Here is a 13554-nt window from a genome sequence, read left to right on the forward strand (position 1 = left end):
TTTGATGCCTATAAAAACAGATGTTCGTGGAGCCTCGCCGATGAAATCCTGTGAAGTCAATTTTGACGGTCTAGTGGGGCCGACCCATAACTACGGCGGTTTGTCTTTCGGCAACGTCGCATCCCAAAGCAACAGCCAGCAACATTCCAACCCCAAGGAAGCGGCGTTGCAGGGCCTGCAGAAAATGAAAGCCCTGATGGACATGGGCTTTGTGCAAGGTGTGTTGGCGCCCCAGGAACGCCCGGATGTGGCTGCTTTGCGCAACCTGGGTTTCAGCGGAACCGACGCCCAGGTAATTCAGCAAGCGGCCAAGCAGGCCATGCCGTTGCTGGTAGCGAGCTGCTCGGCTTCCAGCATGTGGGTAGCCAACGCGGCCACTGTCAGCCCGAGCGCTGATACCGCAGACGGTCGCGTGCATTTCACCGCCGCCAACCTCAACTGCAAGTACCATCGCAGCATCGAACACCCCACCACCAGCCGCGTGCTGGGCGCGATGTTCGCCGATGCAAAGCACTTTGCCCACCACGCCGCCTTGCCGGCGGTGGCGCAGTTCGGTGATGAGGGCGCGGCCAACCACACGCGCTTTTGCCGTGAGTACGGTGAGGCCGGTGTTGAGTTCTTCGTGTTTGGCCGCAGTGCCTTCGACAGCCGTTACCCGGCCCCGCAGAAGTACCCGGCGCGCCAGACCCTTGAAGCATCCCAGGCAGTCGCGCGCCTGCACGGCTTGAAGGATGACGGTGTGGTCTACGCCCAGCAGAACCCGGCGGTGATCGATGCCGGCGTGTTCCACAACGATGTAATCGCGGTGGGCAACGGCGAGATGCTGTTCTACCACGAGGACGCATTCCTCAACACTGAACAGATGCTCGCCGAGCTGCAAGCCAAGTTGGGCAAGCTGGGCGGCAACTTCCAATCCGTCTGCGTACCCCGTGCCCAGGTCAATGTCGAGGACGCGGTGCGTTCCTACCTGTTCAACAGCCAGTTGCTGACCCGCCCTGACGGTTCGATGCTGCTGATTGTGCCGGAAGAGTGCCGCAGCAATGAGCGTGTGTGGCACTACCTGCAGGGCCTGACCAACTCCGGTGGGCTGATCCGCGAAGTCAAAGTGTTCGACCTCAAGCAAAGTATGCAGAACGGCGGCGGCCCGGCGTGCCTGCGTTTGCGCGTCGCCTTGAACGAAACCGAACTGGCGGCGGTGAATCCAGGCGTTATCATGACCGCGCCACTGTACGAAACCCTGACCCAATGGGTTGGCAAGCACTACCGCGACAGCCTGCGCGAAACCGACCTGGCTGACCCGCAGTTGCTGCTTGAGTGCCGGACGGCACTGGATGAACTGACGCAAATCCTTAAACTGGGCTCGGTTTATCCTTTCCAGATCAATTAACGCCATACGGCTGAGATATTTTATTTATGACCGACACCCTGAAGCTGATCCTTGAAGACACCGACGGCACCCAGCTGGAAACGTCCTGCACCCGCGTTGCCGTGGTCTGGCAGGGCAAGGAGATCTGGATCCAGCACGACGGCCGTGGCCAACTGCTGATTGGTGTGGACGTCGAAGAGGGCGACGCCGAGTACGCCAATCTGCTGATGCGTCCCTTGGCGACCAACCTGATGAGCCTGCAACTGGAAATGGAACCGGCCGACGTTGAGGGTGATGACGACGATCACGTCCATGGTCCTGGCTGCAACCACTAAGGAAGCTGCTTATGCTCGCCCTCGGCAAACTGCTTGAACTGACCCTCGCCGGTCGCGAACCGGCGCAAAAAATTCAACTGACTGTCGACGGCGTGCAGATGCGCTGGCTCAGCGAGGGCGCGCTCGAAGTGCGCCCCCCTGAGGCTCGGGACAATGGCAGCGACCTGCTGCTGTCGTCCGGCATTCATGGCAACGAAACCGCGCCGATCGAACTGCTTGATCGCCTGTTGCATGGCATCGCCCGTGGGGAAATCAAACCCCGCTCCCGTATTCTGTTCCTGTTCGGCAACCCCGAGGCCATGCGCCGCGGCGAGCGTTATCTCGAACTGGACATCAACCGGCTGTTCAACGGCCGGCATGAAAGCAACATCGGCCCCGAGGCCATGCGCGCTGCCGAACTCGAGCAACTGGCGCGCAGTTTTTTCAGCCAGCCCGGTCGATCACGCCTGCACTACGACCTGCACACCGCGATTCGTGGTTCTAAGATCGAGCAGTTTGCCCTCTATCCGTGGAAGGAGGGGCGTCAGCATTCGCGCCGTGAACTGGCGCGCCTGAACGCCGGCGGTATGCAAGCGGTATTGCTGCAGAACAAAACCTCGATCACTTTCACTGCGTTTACCTACGAACAGTTGGAAGCCGAAGCCTTCACCCTGGAACTGGGCAAGGCCCGGCCGTTCGGGCAGAACCAGAGCGTGGACGTGTCCCGGCTGGAGGCGCGCCTCAAGCACATCATTGAAGGCGATGAGCCGCCGACAGAAAGCCTGGACGGCCTGCAACTGTTTGCCGTCTCTCGCGAGGTCATCAAGCACAGCGACGCCTTCCTGATGCACCTGCCGGCGGATGTGGAAAACTTTTCGCAATTGGAAAAGGGTTATCTGCTGGCCGAAGACGTGGCCAAGACGCGCTGGGTGATCGAGGAGGAGGGTGCCCGCATCATCTTCCCCAACCCGAAGGTGAAGAATGGTTTGCGCGCAGGGATTCTTATCGTGCCTGCCACGGATGCTGGGTTGGCTTAAATCTTAAGTCCAACTGGATCCAAATGTGGGAGGGGCGGTGCGACGTTTCGACTTGCCCCCGATAGCCGTATACCAGTCAGCCCATCTGCAGCTGACTCACCGCCATCGGGGGCAAGCCCCCTCCCACATGTTGTTTTGCAGTGTTGCTTAGACCGCTACAGCACGCGGCTCACTACGGCGGATCGCCCGCACCTTGTGCAGGGTATCGGCGCAGGTACGCGCAGCTTCCTGACCCTTGTGCACGAAGTGCTCATAGAAGAACGTAGTGTGCTCGCTGCCGGCGTGGAAGTGGTGCGGCGTCAGGGACACCGAGAACACCGGCACTTCAGTTTCCAGTTGAACCTGCATCAAACCGCTGACCACTGACTGGGCCACGAATTCGTGCCGGTAGATGCCACCATCCACCACCAGCGCGGCGGCGACGATGCCGGCATAGCGACCGGTCTTGGCCAGCAACTTGGCGTGCAGGGGCAATTCAAAGGCACCGCCGACTTCAAAGAAGTCGATGTCCGATTCCTGATAGCCTTGGGCGATCATTTCGGCAAGAAAGCCTTTGCGCGATTGGTCGACGATATCCTTGTGCCAGCAGGCCTGGATAAACGCGACGCGCTCGCCGTGATGGTTTTTGCTTTTGCTGTCGATTGCGGTGGGTTGCATGTTCTGACTCCTGTTTAAGAAAAAAACAGGGCGTTATGAATCGAATGGGATTTAAGGGTATGCACAACGGCGTCATGCAAGCATGAGGTCAGTGCGCGGCCCTTAGGTGCCAATCCCGTTCTCTCTTCATCCGGACTATGACCGTCGGCCCCGGGATCACACCGGGTCTGCTGACCTTGTCGCCGTCCTGCCTGAGCAGTTCGAGGCGCCAAGCGCTCGCGGGCTATGCACATTGCGTGCAATTACCGCCGGTGGGGAATTGCACCCCGCCCTGAGAACGTTGCCGCCAGAACCCTGGCGGCGGAGAGTTTTTAACACGGTTTTTCAAAAACTGCACGGTTGCCGTATCGATAAGCTATATCGGTTTGTTTGGTTGGTATTCGATTGAATGCAGTGGGGGCTTGATATTGCGTGGCTTTGCCCGCAGTAATCACACACAAAAGGACTTATCCATTCCGTTAGAGGCCCCCTTCATGACCGTGATTGACCTGCGCAGCGACACCGTGACCCAACCCACCCCCGGTATGCTCGACGCGATGGCCGGCGCCGTCAGCGGTGATGACGTCTATGGCGAAGACCCCAGCGTCAACAAGCTGGAGGCGGAACTGGCCAAGCGTCTGGGCTTCGCCGCCGCGCTGTTCGTGCCCACTGGCACCATGAGCAATTTGCTGGCATTGATGGCCCACTGTGAGCGCGGCGAGGAATATATCGTCGGCCAGCAGGCCCATACCTACAAATACGAAGGCGGCGGGGCGGCCGTGCTGGGCTCGATCCAGCCGCAGCCGCTGGAAGTGCAAGCGGACGGTTCCCTGGACCTTGACCACGTGCTGGCGGCGATCAAGCCTGACGATTTCCACTTTGCCCGCACGCGCTTGCTGGCGCTGGAAAACACCATGCAAGGCAAGGTCCTGCCGATGGAGTACCTGGCCAAGGCGCGCGCGTTTACCCGTGAGCATGGCCTGGCCTTGCACCTGGACGGGGCGCGGATCTACAACGCAGCGATCAAGCTGGGGGTGGATGCGCGTGACATCGCCAAGCATTTCGATTCGGTGTCGGTGTGCCTGTCCAAGGGCCTTGGCGCACCGGTCGGCTCGGTGCTGTGCGGTTCCACGGCGTTGATCGCCAAGGCCCGGCGCCTGCGCAAGATGGTCGGTGGCGGAATGCGTCAGGCAGGTTCGTTGGCGGCAGCGGGGCTGTATGCCCTGGATCATCAGGTACAGCGCCTGGCCGAGGACCACGCCAACGCGCAGTGGCTGGGTGATGAGCTGCGCAAGGTCGGTTACACGGTGGAGCCGGTGCAGACCAACATGGTCTATGTGCAAATTGGCGAGCAGGCGCAGGCGTTGAAAGCCTTTGCCGCAGAGCGCGGGATCAAGTTGAGTGCCGCGCCGCGCCTGCGTATGGTCACCCATCTGGATGTCAGCCGGGCACAGATCGAGCAAGTCGTGCAGACATTCGTCGCATTTTCGCAGAAATGACAGTGCAGACCGTCTAATTGACTGTTTCTATCACATAAACACGCTGTACCACCGGCGAAGGGCCGATATAATGCGGCCCTTTGCCGTCGCTCCGTCTGATGATGTTGCGCACTGGCCTTTGGCCGCAGCCTCCGTGGAAGAACCTAATGAAAAGCGCAGAAATCCGTGAAGCCTTCCTTCGCTTCTTCGAAGAGCAAGGTCACACCCGTGTAGCCTCCAGCTCCTTGATCCCAGGCAATGACCCCACCCTGCTGTTCACTAACGCGGGGATGAACCAGTTCAAGGACTGTTTCCTGGGCCAGGAAAAGCGCGCCTATACTCGCGCCACCAGCAGCCAGAAGTGCGTACGCGCCGGCGGCAAGAACAGCGACCTGGAAAACGTCGGTTACACCGCGCGTCACCACACGTTCTTCGAAATGCTGGGTAACTTCAGCTTCGGCGACTATTTCAAGAAGGATGCGATTACCTTCGCCTGGACCTTCCTGACCGGCGTGCTGAAACTGCCCAAGGAAAAACTCTGGGTTACCGTCTACGCGACGGACGACGAAGCCTATGACATCTGGACCCAGCAAATCGGTGTACCTGCCGAGCGCATGATTCGTATCGGCGACAACAAGGGTGCGCCTTATGCTTCCGATAACTTCTGGACCATGGGCGATACCGGCCCGTGCGGCCCTTGCACCGAAATCTTCTACGATCACGGTGCGGACATCTGGGGTGGCCCACCCGGCTCGCCGGATGAAGACGGTGACCGTTACATCGAAATCTGGAACAACGTGTTCATGCAGTTCAATCGCACCGCCGATGGCGTGTTGCATCCGCTGCCGGCGCCGTCGGTGGACACCGGCATGGGCCTGGAGCGGATCAGTGCGGTCATGCAGCACGTTCATTCCAACTATGAAATCGACCTGTTCACCAACCTGCTGAGCGCTTCGGCTACGGCCATTGGTTGCACCAATGAAGGCCAGTCGTCGCTCAAAGTGGTATCGGACCACATCCGTTCCTGTGGCTTCCTGATTGCCGATGGTGTGTTGCCGTCCAATGAAGGGCGTGGCTACGTGCTGCGTCGCATCATCCGTCGCGCCTGCCGTCACGGTAACAAGCTGGGTGCCACCGGCAGCTTCTTCTACAAAATCGTGGCTGCACTGGTTGCCGAGATGGGCGATGCCTTCCCGGAACTCAAGCAGCAGCAGAGCAATATCGAGCGCGTACTCAAGGCCGAGGAGGAGCAGTTCTCCAAGACACTGGAGCACGGCCTGAAGATTCTCGAGCAGGACCTGGCTGAGCTCAAAGGCTCTGTGGTACCGGGCGACGTGGTGTTCAAGCTTTACGACACCTACGGTTTCCCGATGGACCTGACCGCCGATATCGCCCGTGAACGCGAGCTGACCATCGATGAAGCCGGGTTTGAGCGTGAGATGGAAGCCCAGCGTGTGCGTGCGCGTTCCGCCAGCTCCTTTGGCCTGGACTACAACACCCTGGTCAAGGTTGACGTGCCCACCGAGTTCATCGGCTACAAGGCTACCGCCGGCTCGGCCAAGATCGTTGCCATCTATAAAGACGGCAAGTCGGTCGATGTATTGAGCGAAGGCGAAGAAGCCGTGGTGGTGCTGGACCAGACCCCGTTCTACGCCGAGTCAGGTGGCCAGATTGGTGATTGTGGTTTCCTCAGCTCGACGTCCGGCCGTTTCGAGGTGCGCGACACCACCAAGACCGGCGGTGCTTTCCTGCATCACGGTGTGTTGGTGCTGGGCAGCCTGACCGTCGGCGCACCAGTGGATACCCAGGTCGATGCCGACGTACGGCACGCAACTGCGTTGAACCACTCGGCCACTCACCTGCTTCACGCTGCCTTGCGTCAAGTGCTGGGCGAGCATGTTCAGCAAAAGGGCTCGTTGGTCGACAGCCAGCGCCTGCGGTTTGACTTCAGCCACTTTGAAGCAATCAAGCCTGAGCAGATCAAGGCGCTGGAAGATATTGTCAATGCCGAGGTGCGCAAGAACACGCCGGTAGAAACTGAAGAAACTGACATCGAAACCGCCAAGGCCAAGGGCGCCATGGCGTTGTTTGGCGAGAAGTACGGCGACGAAGTTCGCGTGCTGAGCATGGGTGGTAGCTTCTCGGTCGAGCTGTGTGGTGGTATCCACGCTAACCGTACCGGCGATATCGGCCTGCTGAAAATCATCAGCGAAGGTGGTGTGGCGTCCGGTGTGCGTCGTATCGAGGCGGTGACCGGTGCTGCGGCCCTGGCTTACCTCAATGCCGCCGAAGAACAACTCAAGGAAGCGGCCAGTCTGGTCAAGGGCAGCCGTGACAATCTGATCGACAAACTGTCTGCCGTGCTGGAGCGCAACCGTGCGCTGGAGAAACAGCTGGAGCAGTTGCAGGCCAAGGCGGCCAGCGCTGCGGGCGATGATCTGTCGGCCTCGGCGGTTGACGTCAAGGATGTGAAAGTTCTGGCGGCGCGCCTGGACGGTCAGGACGGCAAGGCGTTGTTGGCCTTGGTCGATCAGTTGAAGAACAAGCTCGGCCGCGCAGTGATCCTGCTCGGCAGTGTCCATGAGGATAAGGTCGTTCTGGTTGCCGGTGTAACCAAAGACCTGACTGGCCAACTCAAGGCCGGTGATTTGATGAAGCAAGCCGCTGCGGCAGTGGGCGGCAAGGGCGGTGGTCGTCCGGACATGGCACAAGGCGGTGGTGTAGATGCCGGTGCCTTGGATGCGGCCCTGGCCTTGACCGTGCCGTTTGTCGAGGCAGGTATTTAAGGCACTGTTAATCGGCCCGTGGTCTAGTCACGGGCTTGTTCAGTGCGGGTGGATTGGATATTAGGCGCCCCTTTACGGGCTGAGGCGGCTTGGAAATGGCTTTGATCGTACAGAAATTTGGAGGCACCTCGGTCGGCTCTGTAGAAAGAATCGAGCAGGTCGCCGACAAGGTTAAGAAATTCCGCGATGCCGGCGATGACCTGGTTGTGGTGCTGTCAGCCATGAGCGGCGAGACCAATCGCCTGATCGACCTGGCCAAGGCTATCAGTGGGGATCAACAGCCGTTGCCACGTGAGCTGGATGTGATTGTGTCCACGGGCGAGCAGGTAACCATTGCGCTGTTGGCCATGGCTCTGAACAAGCGTGGCGTGCCGGCGGTGTCCTACACGGGCAGCCAGGTGCGCATTCTCACCGACAGCGCGCACACCAAGGCGCGTATCCTGCAGATTGATGATCAGAAAATTCGTACTGATCTGAAGGCTGGGCGCGTGGTAGTTGTAGCGGGTTTCCAAGGTGTGGACGAGCAAGGCAACATCACCACCCTCGGGCGTGGCGGTTCTGACACCACGGGTGTGGCACTGGCGGCAGCGCTCAAGGCTGACGAATGCCAGATCTATACCGACGTGGATGGCGTCTACACCACTGACCCGCGCGTCGTGCCAGTGGCCCAGCGCCTGGACAAGATCACCTTTGAAGAAATGCTGGAAATGGCCAGCCTTGGTTCCAAGGTGCTGCAGATTCGCGCGGTGGAGTTCGCCGGCAAGTACAACGTTCCGCTGCGCGTATTGCACAGCTTCAAGGAGGGTCCGGGCACCCTCATTACTATTGATGAAGAGGAATCCATGGAACAGCCGATCATTTCCGGCATCGCTTTCAACCGCGATGAAGCCAAGCTGACGATCCGTGGCGTGCCAGACACCCCGGGCGTGGCTTTCAAGATTCTGGGTCCTGTCAGCGATGCGAATGTTGAAGTCGACATGATCGTGCAGAACGTTTCGCACGATAACACCACCGATTTCACCTTCACCGTGCACCGCAACGAATACGATGCGGCATTGAAAATCCTGCAGAACACAGCGAGCGAGATTGGCGCCCGTGAAGTGGTCGGCGATACCAAGATTGCCAAGGTATCGATCGTAGGGGTGGGCATGCGTTCCCATGCCGGCGTTGCCAGCCGTATGTTCGGGGCCCTCGCCAAGGAGGGTATCAACATCCAGATGATTTCCACTTCGGAAATCAAAGTCTCGGTAGTGCTCGAAGAGAAGTACCTGGAACTGGCTGTACGCGCGCTGCATACCGCTTTTGAGCTTGACGCTCCGGCCCGACAGGGCGAGTGATGTGTTGCCAGGAAGGCGCGGTTTACCGCGCCTTTCATTTTTTTGTGGGGCGCATGTTCTTTTGCGTGGGCTCGACAATACTTAGGTGTGTAGGGCTACGGCTTTTGGGTTGTAGGTCGAATGCCTTTTTTTTGCAGACTGTTGTTCCTGAACTGAAATGCGTGAGGAGAAAGGCATGCTGATTCTGACTCGTCGTTGCGCAGAAAGCCTGATTATCGGTGATGGCGAAATCACCGTGACCGTGCTCGGCGTCAAAGGCAATCAAGTGCGTATTGGGGTTAACGCTCCAAAAGAGGTAGCGGTTCACCGCGAGGAAATCTACCTGCGGATCAAGAAAGAGAAGGACGAAGAACCAAGCCTTTAATTTTTATCGTTTTTTATGTTTGCAAACGGGGATGAACGTGGTTAATATACGCCCCGTGTTGCGGAGAGCTGGCCGAGTGGCCGAAGGCGCTCCCCTGCTAAGGGAGTACACCTCAAAAGGGTGTCGGGGGTTCGAATCCCCCGTTCTCCGCCATTATTTGCTTAGTACGTTGCAATCTGGTTTTTTCGGTAAGTTGTTGAAAATACTCGAAAAAATAGCTTTACATAGAGATTGAACGGCCTATAATGCGCGGCAACAAATGCACTCGTAGCTCAGCTGGATAGAGTACTCGGCTACGAACCGAGCGGTCACAGGTTCGAATCCTGTCGAGTGCACCATTTAAGAGTTAGTTGCAGCGATGCAGGTAGCTCGGCTTCAACCAGTTGTGATCTGGTCTAAAAACACAATCTGCACTCGTAGCTCAGCTGGATAGAGTACTCGGCTACGAACCGAGCGGTCACAGGTTCGAATCCTGTCGAGTGCACCATACAAACAAAAAGCCCGCCTAGTGCGGGCTTTTTGCCGTCTGGGGTTTATGTAGGTTTTATCCTGGTGTGGGTCTTTTTATCTTTCCCATGTGTTTTCCCTCTCCTGCGTGTCGTCGCATTTCTATAGGTGCAGCCAATACTGAACATTGGCTCGCAAGCGCTTGTTCTTTCCAGTTTTTTAACGTTTAAAACGGCCGGGCGGTGTATCATGCGCCGGTCAGCCCCGTCGGGGCTTGTGGAATACCTCCATGGACTTACCCAGTAGTGACTCAGTACCCCGTTTTACCAATCATGAATTGACTGATTGATCCTTCCGGCGTGCCCCGCTGCTGGGAGTGGAGTTCGCCTATGACCGAAGTAGAAGTAAAGAAAACACAAGAAAGCCTGCAGGATCGTCTGGCTCAAGTCATCGAGCTGCTGCAGCGCCAGCGCGTGGTCGAAGACCTCACGCACCGCCAGGAAGGTCCGAACCACGACCGCGTTGAAAACCTGGTTCACCGGCAAAACCTCGTCGAGTTACAACGCAAGCTCGATGACCTGCACTCCGCCGACGTTGCCTACATCCTCGAAGCTTTGCCGCTGGATGATCGACTGACCCTTTGGCAGTTGGTCAAGGCCGATCGCGACGGTGACATCCTCCTGGAGGTGTCTGACTCGGTCCGTGAAACGCTGATCGCCGACATGGATGATCATGAGCTCCTGGCCGCCGCCAAGGAGATGGATGCGGACGAACTGGCCGATCTGGCACCTGAGCTGCCCCGGGATGTTGTCCATGAGTTGATGGAGGCGCTCGATACGCAGCAGCGTGAGCGCGTGCGATCGGCGCTGTCCTATGACGAGGACCAGGTCGGTGCGCTGATGGATTTCGAGATGGTCACCATCCGCGAAGACGTCAGTCTGGAAGTGGTACTGCGTTACTTGCGTCGCCTCAAAGAGCTGCCGGGCCATACCGACAAGCTGTTCGTGGTCGACTACGAGGGAATTCTCAAAGGCGTATTGCCGATCAAGCGCCTGCTGGTAAATGATCCAGAGAAGAAAGTAGCTGACCTGATGGCCAGCGATACCGTCAGCTTCCATCCTGACGAAGATGCCTACGACGCGGCCCAGGCCTTTGAGCGTTACGACTTGATCTCGGCTCCGGTAGTCGACAAGAACGGCAAGTTGATCGGTCGTCTGACCATCGATGAAATCGTTGACTTGATCCGTGAAGAGAGTGAAACCGAAGTCCTCAACATGGCGGGTTTGCGTGAAGAGGAAGACATTTTTGCGTCAGTCTGGCGTTCTCTGCATAACCGCTGGGCCTGGCTGGCGGTTAACCTGATCACGGCATTTATCGCGTCTCGTGTCATCGGGTTGTTTGAAGGTTCAATCGAAAAGCTGGTGGCATTGGCAGCGTTGATGCCGATTGTGGCGGGTATCGGCGGTAACTCCGGTAACCAGACCATCACCATGATCGTGCGGGCCATGGCGCTGGATCAGGTGAGTACGGCCAACTCTTCACGCCTACTGCGCAAGGAGCTGGCTGTGGGCCTTATCAACGGCCTGGTGTGGGGTGGAGTGATTGGTGTGGTGGCCTATCTCCTTTATGGCAGTTGGTCCTTGGGCGTAGTGATGACGGCCGCCATGACCCTCAACCTGCTGCTGGCTGCCTTGATGGGGGTGTTGATCCCTATGACCCTCGCGCGCCTTGGTCGCGATCCCGCCATGGGAGCCAGCGTGATGATTACTGCCATGACTGACAGTGGTGGCTTCTTCATCTTCCTGGGCCTGGCAACGATCTTCCTGCTCTGATCCTTTCTGCGGGGGCATGTCTGCCCCCGCTTTGCTCCCCATCTCCAAAATTCAGGCAAAAAAAAGCCAGCACATGGCTGGCTTCGGCTTTCAGTGTCAATCAATTGGCTTCTGCGGCCGCCTCAACATCGTGAGCGATAAGCGAGACGAGGGCGTTTTGCTGGCGGTGGGAGAGCTGACGAAAACGCTGCAGCAGTTCGCGTTCGTGCAGTGACAGCTCCGGGCTATCCAGGCGCATGCTCAACTCTTCACCCAAGGCACCTTCCTGAATAAGGCTTTGTTCCAGGCGTGCGATGATTTCAGAGTTCATGCTGCGGTGATGATTGCGAGCCACCTCGGCAATGCGTTCCCGCATTCCGTCTGGCAGACGTACGACGAATTTGTCAGCCGTACGGCTGGAATAAATTGCCTGTTTCAATGGGCGCATATATTTAACCGGTTAGTTCAGGGGAGCGGTTTCTGGAATTGGCCGCAAGATGAGTGTTAAGACAAGGCTCACGACCAAAGTTCAACCCGAATTGCAAAGAGGCCGCATCATGCCTCAGATTTGCCATTTCATTGGCGTCAATTCTGTGACAAATATTGAACCGCCTAAAGGCTTTGTGCCAGTACTGAATTGCATTTTTGCGGACTGGTTTGAAAACTTTGGCGCTGATGCAGTGCTAGTCCATCAACGCGCAGGGCTACGGCGCATCTGGGTTGAAGGGCGCAGCGCAATATGGCCTTTTGCCCTCAGTCTTAAGCCTAGTGGCAGTTTGCCGATTTGCTAGGGTGATTCGACATAAGGTAGGGGGGGAGGGGGTTAGCGCAGCAATGGATCGAACTTGATTCGGCGACCGGCGATGAGGGCCAACATCAGTAGGCTACCAAACACGGCGCTGACGATGAAGGCGGTGGCTTGAACTCCAGGGGAGTCAGTGGCGAGGGCCAGAAAGCCTGCCATGAGGGTCAAGCATAGAAAAAGCCAGGCAGGTTTGGACATTGATAGTTATCTCAGAAAACCCAGTGCTCGGATGGAGGTGCTGCTTGTGTTTCTTGGGTCAGGAGAACGGGTGACTGCTCGGTAGCAGTGACTACCGCCAGCTGGGGGCGTTGTTGCAGATGATGGGGAACTGCTTGGCTGGCCAGTGCGGCATCTTGAGTATTGACTGGCTGGAAATGAAATATCACCAGTGCGGCCAGGGCTACGGCATTGAGAGCTAATAGTAGGATGCTATTCATGGTCATGTTCTCCGCGGTGCTTGGTTCGCTTGGTTTATGCAAAGAACATTGCAGATGCCGTGCCAAACTATTTTCCCTTTAAAATCAATTAGTTGATTTGCCTATGTGGTGGTTTCGGGTTGCAGTTTGCAATGATGGCATTTTGAGGTAATGCAATTTGCACGATCACCGCAAGTCCCCGTGTTTACTGGGTGAAGCTATAAAGATATGTGCAAGGATCGCCCTACAAGCAAAATGCCTAAGGACGACATGACAAAAACTACCTCGACCGTTAATATGCACGCCGTCTGTCGCTGGTCTCATCCGCGACGCGCTTGTCATTTGTCCCAGTAGCTCAATTGGATAGAGCATCCCCCTCCTAAGGGGAAGGTTGGCCGTTCGAACCGGCCCTGGGACACCATCTTTATAGACTGAACGCCTGCCATGGCGTTTAGTGCTATCTACAAGACATCCGCTTTTCTCTCTGCTGCATTTCCTTCGATCTGAATCCTGCTATCTGTTGATAGCCTGGCATTTGTTGCAGGTTGTTTTTTGCGTCAGGAGGATCCAGTGCGGGCAATGCGCTGGCTCCCTTCTCTATATATAGAGATTCACAGAGGCTCCAGGCCTGGTGCACGGCAGGTCAAATGGGAGTTTTGAGTTTTTTGATTTAATGGGGTTGACGCACATGCAAATCCCTGTAGAATTCGCCTCCCGCTTCGGAGAGATCTTAAGCGCAAGTGGTTGAAGTTGTTGA

At 57.3% G+C, this 13554-nt stretch carries 12 protein-coding genes, 4 tRNA genes and 1 riboswitch; of the genes, 12 read left to right on the forward strand and 4 right to left on the reverse strand.

Features of this window, described 5'->3' with window-relative positions; translation table 11 throughout:
* The first annotated feature begins 40 nt into the window (after positions 1 to 40).
* From astB to astE, 3 genes are read left to right on the forward strand one after another with little or no spacing between them, the layout of a single operon-like run.
* Complete coding sequence (gene astB / locus TK42_RS17760) at positions 41 to 1387, forward strand: N-succinylarginine dihydrolase (RefSeq protein WP_103734783.1); 1347 nt, start codon at positions 41 to 43, stop codon at positions 1385 to 1387.
* Positions 1388 to 1413: 26 nt separating this feature from the next.
* On the forward strand, positions 1414 to 1701 hold the full coding sequence (locus TK42_RS17765) for a hypothetical protein (protein WP_003175651.1): 288 nt from the start codon (positions 1414 to 1416) through the stop codon (positions 1699 to 1701).
* A gap of 11 nt (positions 1702 to 1712) precedes the next feature.
* The gene (gene astE, locus TK42_RS17770) at positions 1713 to 2717 is read left to right on the forward strand and encodes a succinylglutamate desuccinylase (protein ID WP_032879833.1); all 1005 of its coding nucleotides are present in this window, start codon (positions 1713 to 1715) and stop codon (positions 2715 to 2717) included.
* 147 nt (positions 2718 to 2864) lie between these two features.
* Here the strand turns inward: astE and TK42_RS17775 are convergent, their stop codons facing one another.
* Complete coding sequence (locus TK42_RS17775; RefSeq protein ID WP_032879834.1) at positions 2865 to 3374, reverse strand: 6,7-dimethyl-8-ribityllumazine synthase; 510 nt, start codon at positions 3372 to 3374, stop codon at positions 2865 to 2867.
* 113 nt (positions 3375 to 3487) lie between these two features.
* A riboswitch (FMN riboswitch) is annotated at positions 3488 to 3657 on the reverse strand.
* A 190-nt stretch (positions 3658 to 3847) separates the two neighbouring features.
* On the opposite strand from TK42_RS17775, the gene ltaE reads away from it, so the two are divergent.
* The 8 genes from ltaE (at position 3848) to mgtE (ending at position 11597) form a co-directional block, all read left to right on the forward strand.
* Entirely contained in the window at positions 3848 to 4852 is a 1005-nt protein-coding gene (gene ltaE / locus TK42_RS17780) for a low-specificity L-threonine aldolase (protein ID WP_078822111.1), read from the forward strand.
* A 146-nt stretch (positions 4853 to 4998) separates the two neighbouring features.
* On the forward strand, positions 4999 to 7617 hold the full coding sequence (gene alaS / locus TK42_RS17785) for an alanine--tRNA ligase (RefSeq protein WP_103734784.1): 2619 nt from the start codon (positions 4999 to 5001) through the stop codon (positions 7615 to 7617).
* A 95-nt stretch (positions 7618 to 7712) separates the two neighbouring features.
* Positions 7713 to 8954: an aspartate kinase gene (locus TK42_RS17790; RefSeq protein ID WP_005790609.1), complete on the forward strand. Its 1242-nt coding sequence runs from the start codon at positions 7713 to 7715 to the stop codon at positions 8952 to 8954.
* A 175-nt stretch (positions 8955 to 9129) separates the two neighbouring features.
* Positions 9130 to 9318 (forward strand): carbon storage regulator CsrA, encoded by a 189-nt coding sequence (gene csrA, locus TK42_RS17795; protein ID WP_003175645.1) that lies wholly within the window; start codon positions 9130 to 9132, stop codon positions 9316 to 9318.
* A gap of 62 nt (positions 9319 to 9380) precedes the next feature.
* Positions 9381 to 9471: transfer RNA gene (locus TK42_RS17800), tRNA-Ser, on the forward strand.
* A 108-nt stretch (positions 9472 to 9579) separates the two neighbouring features.
* Positions 9580 to 9656: transfer RNA gene (locus TK42_RS17805), tRNA-Arg, on the forward strand.
* A 72-nt stretch (positions 9657 to 9728) separates the two neighbouring features.
* Positions 9729 to 9805, forward strand: a tRNA-Arg gene (locus TK42_RS17810).
* Between the two features lie 349 nt (positions 9806 to 10154).
* Positions 10155 to 11597: a magnesium transporter gene (gene mgtE, locus TK42_RS17815; RefSeq protein WP_005790606.1), complete on the forward strand. Its 1443-nt coding sequence runs from the start codon at positions 10155 to 10157 to the stop codon at positions 11595 to 11597.
* Positions 11598 to 11697: 100 nt separating this feature from the next.
* Here mgtE and TK42_RS17820 read toward each other — a convergent pair whose 3' ends face one another.
* The 3 genes from TK42_RS17820 to TK42_RS17835 all read right to left on the reverse strand — a co-directional run bounded on the left by TK42_RS17820 (position 11698) and on the right by TK42_RS17835 (position 12818).
* Complete coding sequence (locus TK42_RS17820) at positions 11698 to 12024, reverse strand: Arc family DNA-binding protein (protein ID WP_003193592.1); 327 nt, start codon at positions 12022 to 12024, stop codon at positions 11698 to 11700.
* Positions 12025 to 12399: 375 nt separating this feature from the next.
* Positions 12400 to 12579 carry a PA3371 family protein gene (locus tag TK42_RS17830; RefSeq protein ID WP_103734786.1) on the reverse strand — a complete coding sequence of 60 codons (180 nt, stop codon included), beginning with the start codon at positions 12577 to 12579 and terminating at the stop codon, positions 12400 to 12402.
* 11 nt (positions 12580 to 12590) lie between these two features.
* Positions 12591 to 12818 carry a hypothetical protein gene (locus TK42_RS17835; protein WP_103734787.1) on the reverse strand — a complete coding sequence of 76 codons (228 nt, stop codon included), beginning with the start codon at positions 12816 to 12818 and terminating at the stop codon, positions 12591 to 12593.
* Positions 12819 to 13141: 323 nt separating this feature from the next.
* Between TK42_RS17835 and TK42_RS17840 the strand changes: the two genes are divergently transcribed.
* Positions 13142 to 13218, forward strand: a tRNA-Arg gene (locus TK42_RS17840).
* The last annotated feature ends 336 nt before the right edge of the window (positions 13219 to 13554 follow it).

It is taken from the genome of Pseudomonas sp. GZJR-8 (genome assembly GCF_002916705.1).
Lineage (GTDB): Bacteria > Pseudomonadota > Gammaproteobacteria > Pseudomonadales > Pseudomonadaceae > Aquipseudomonas > Aquipseudomonas synxantha_A.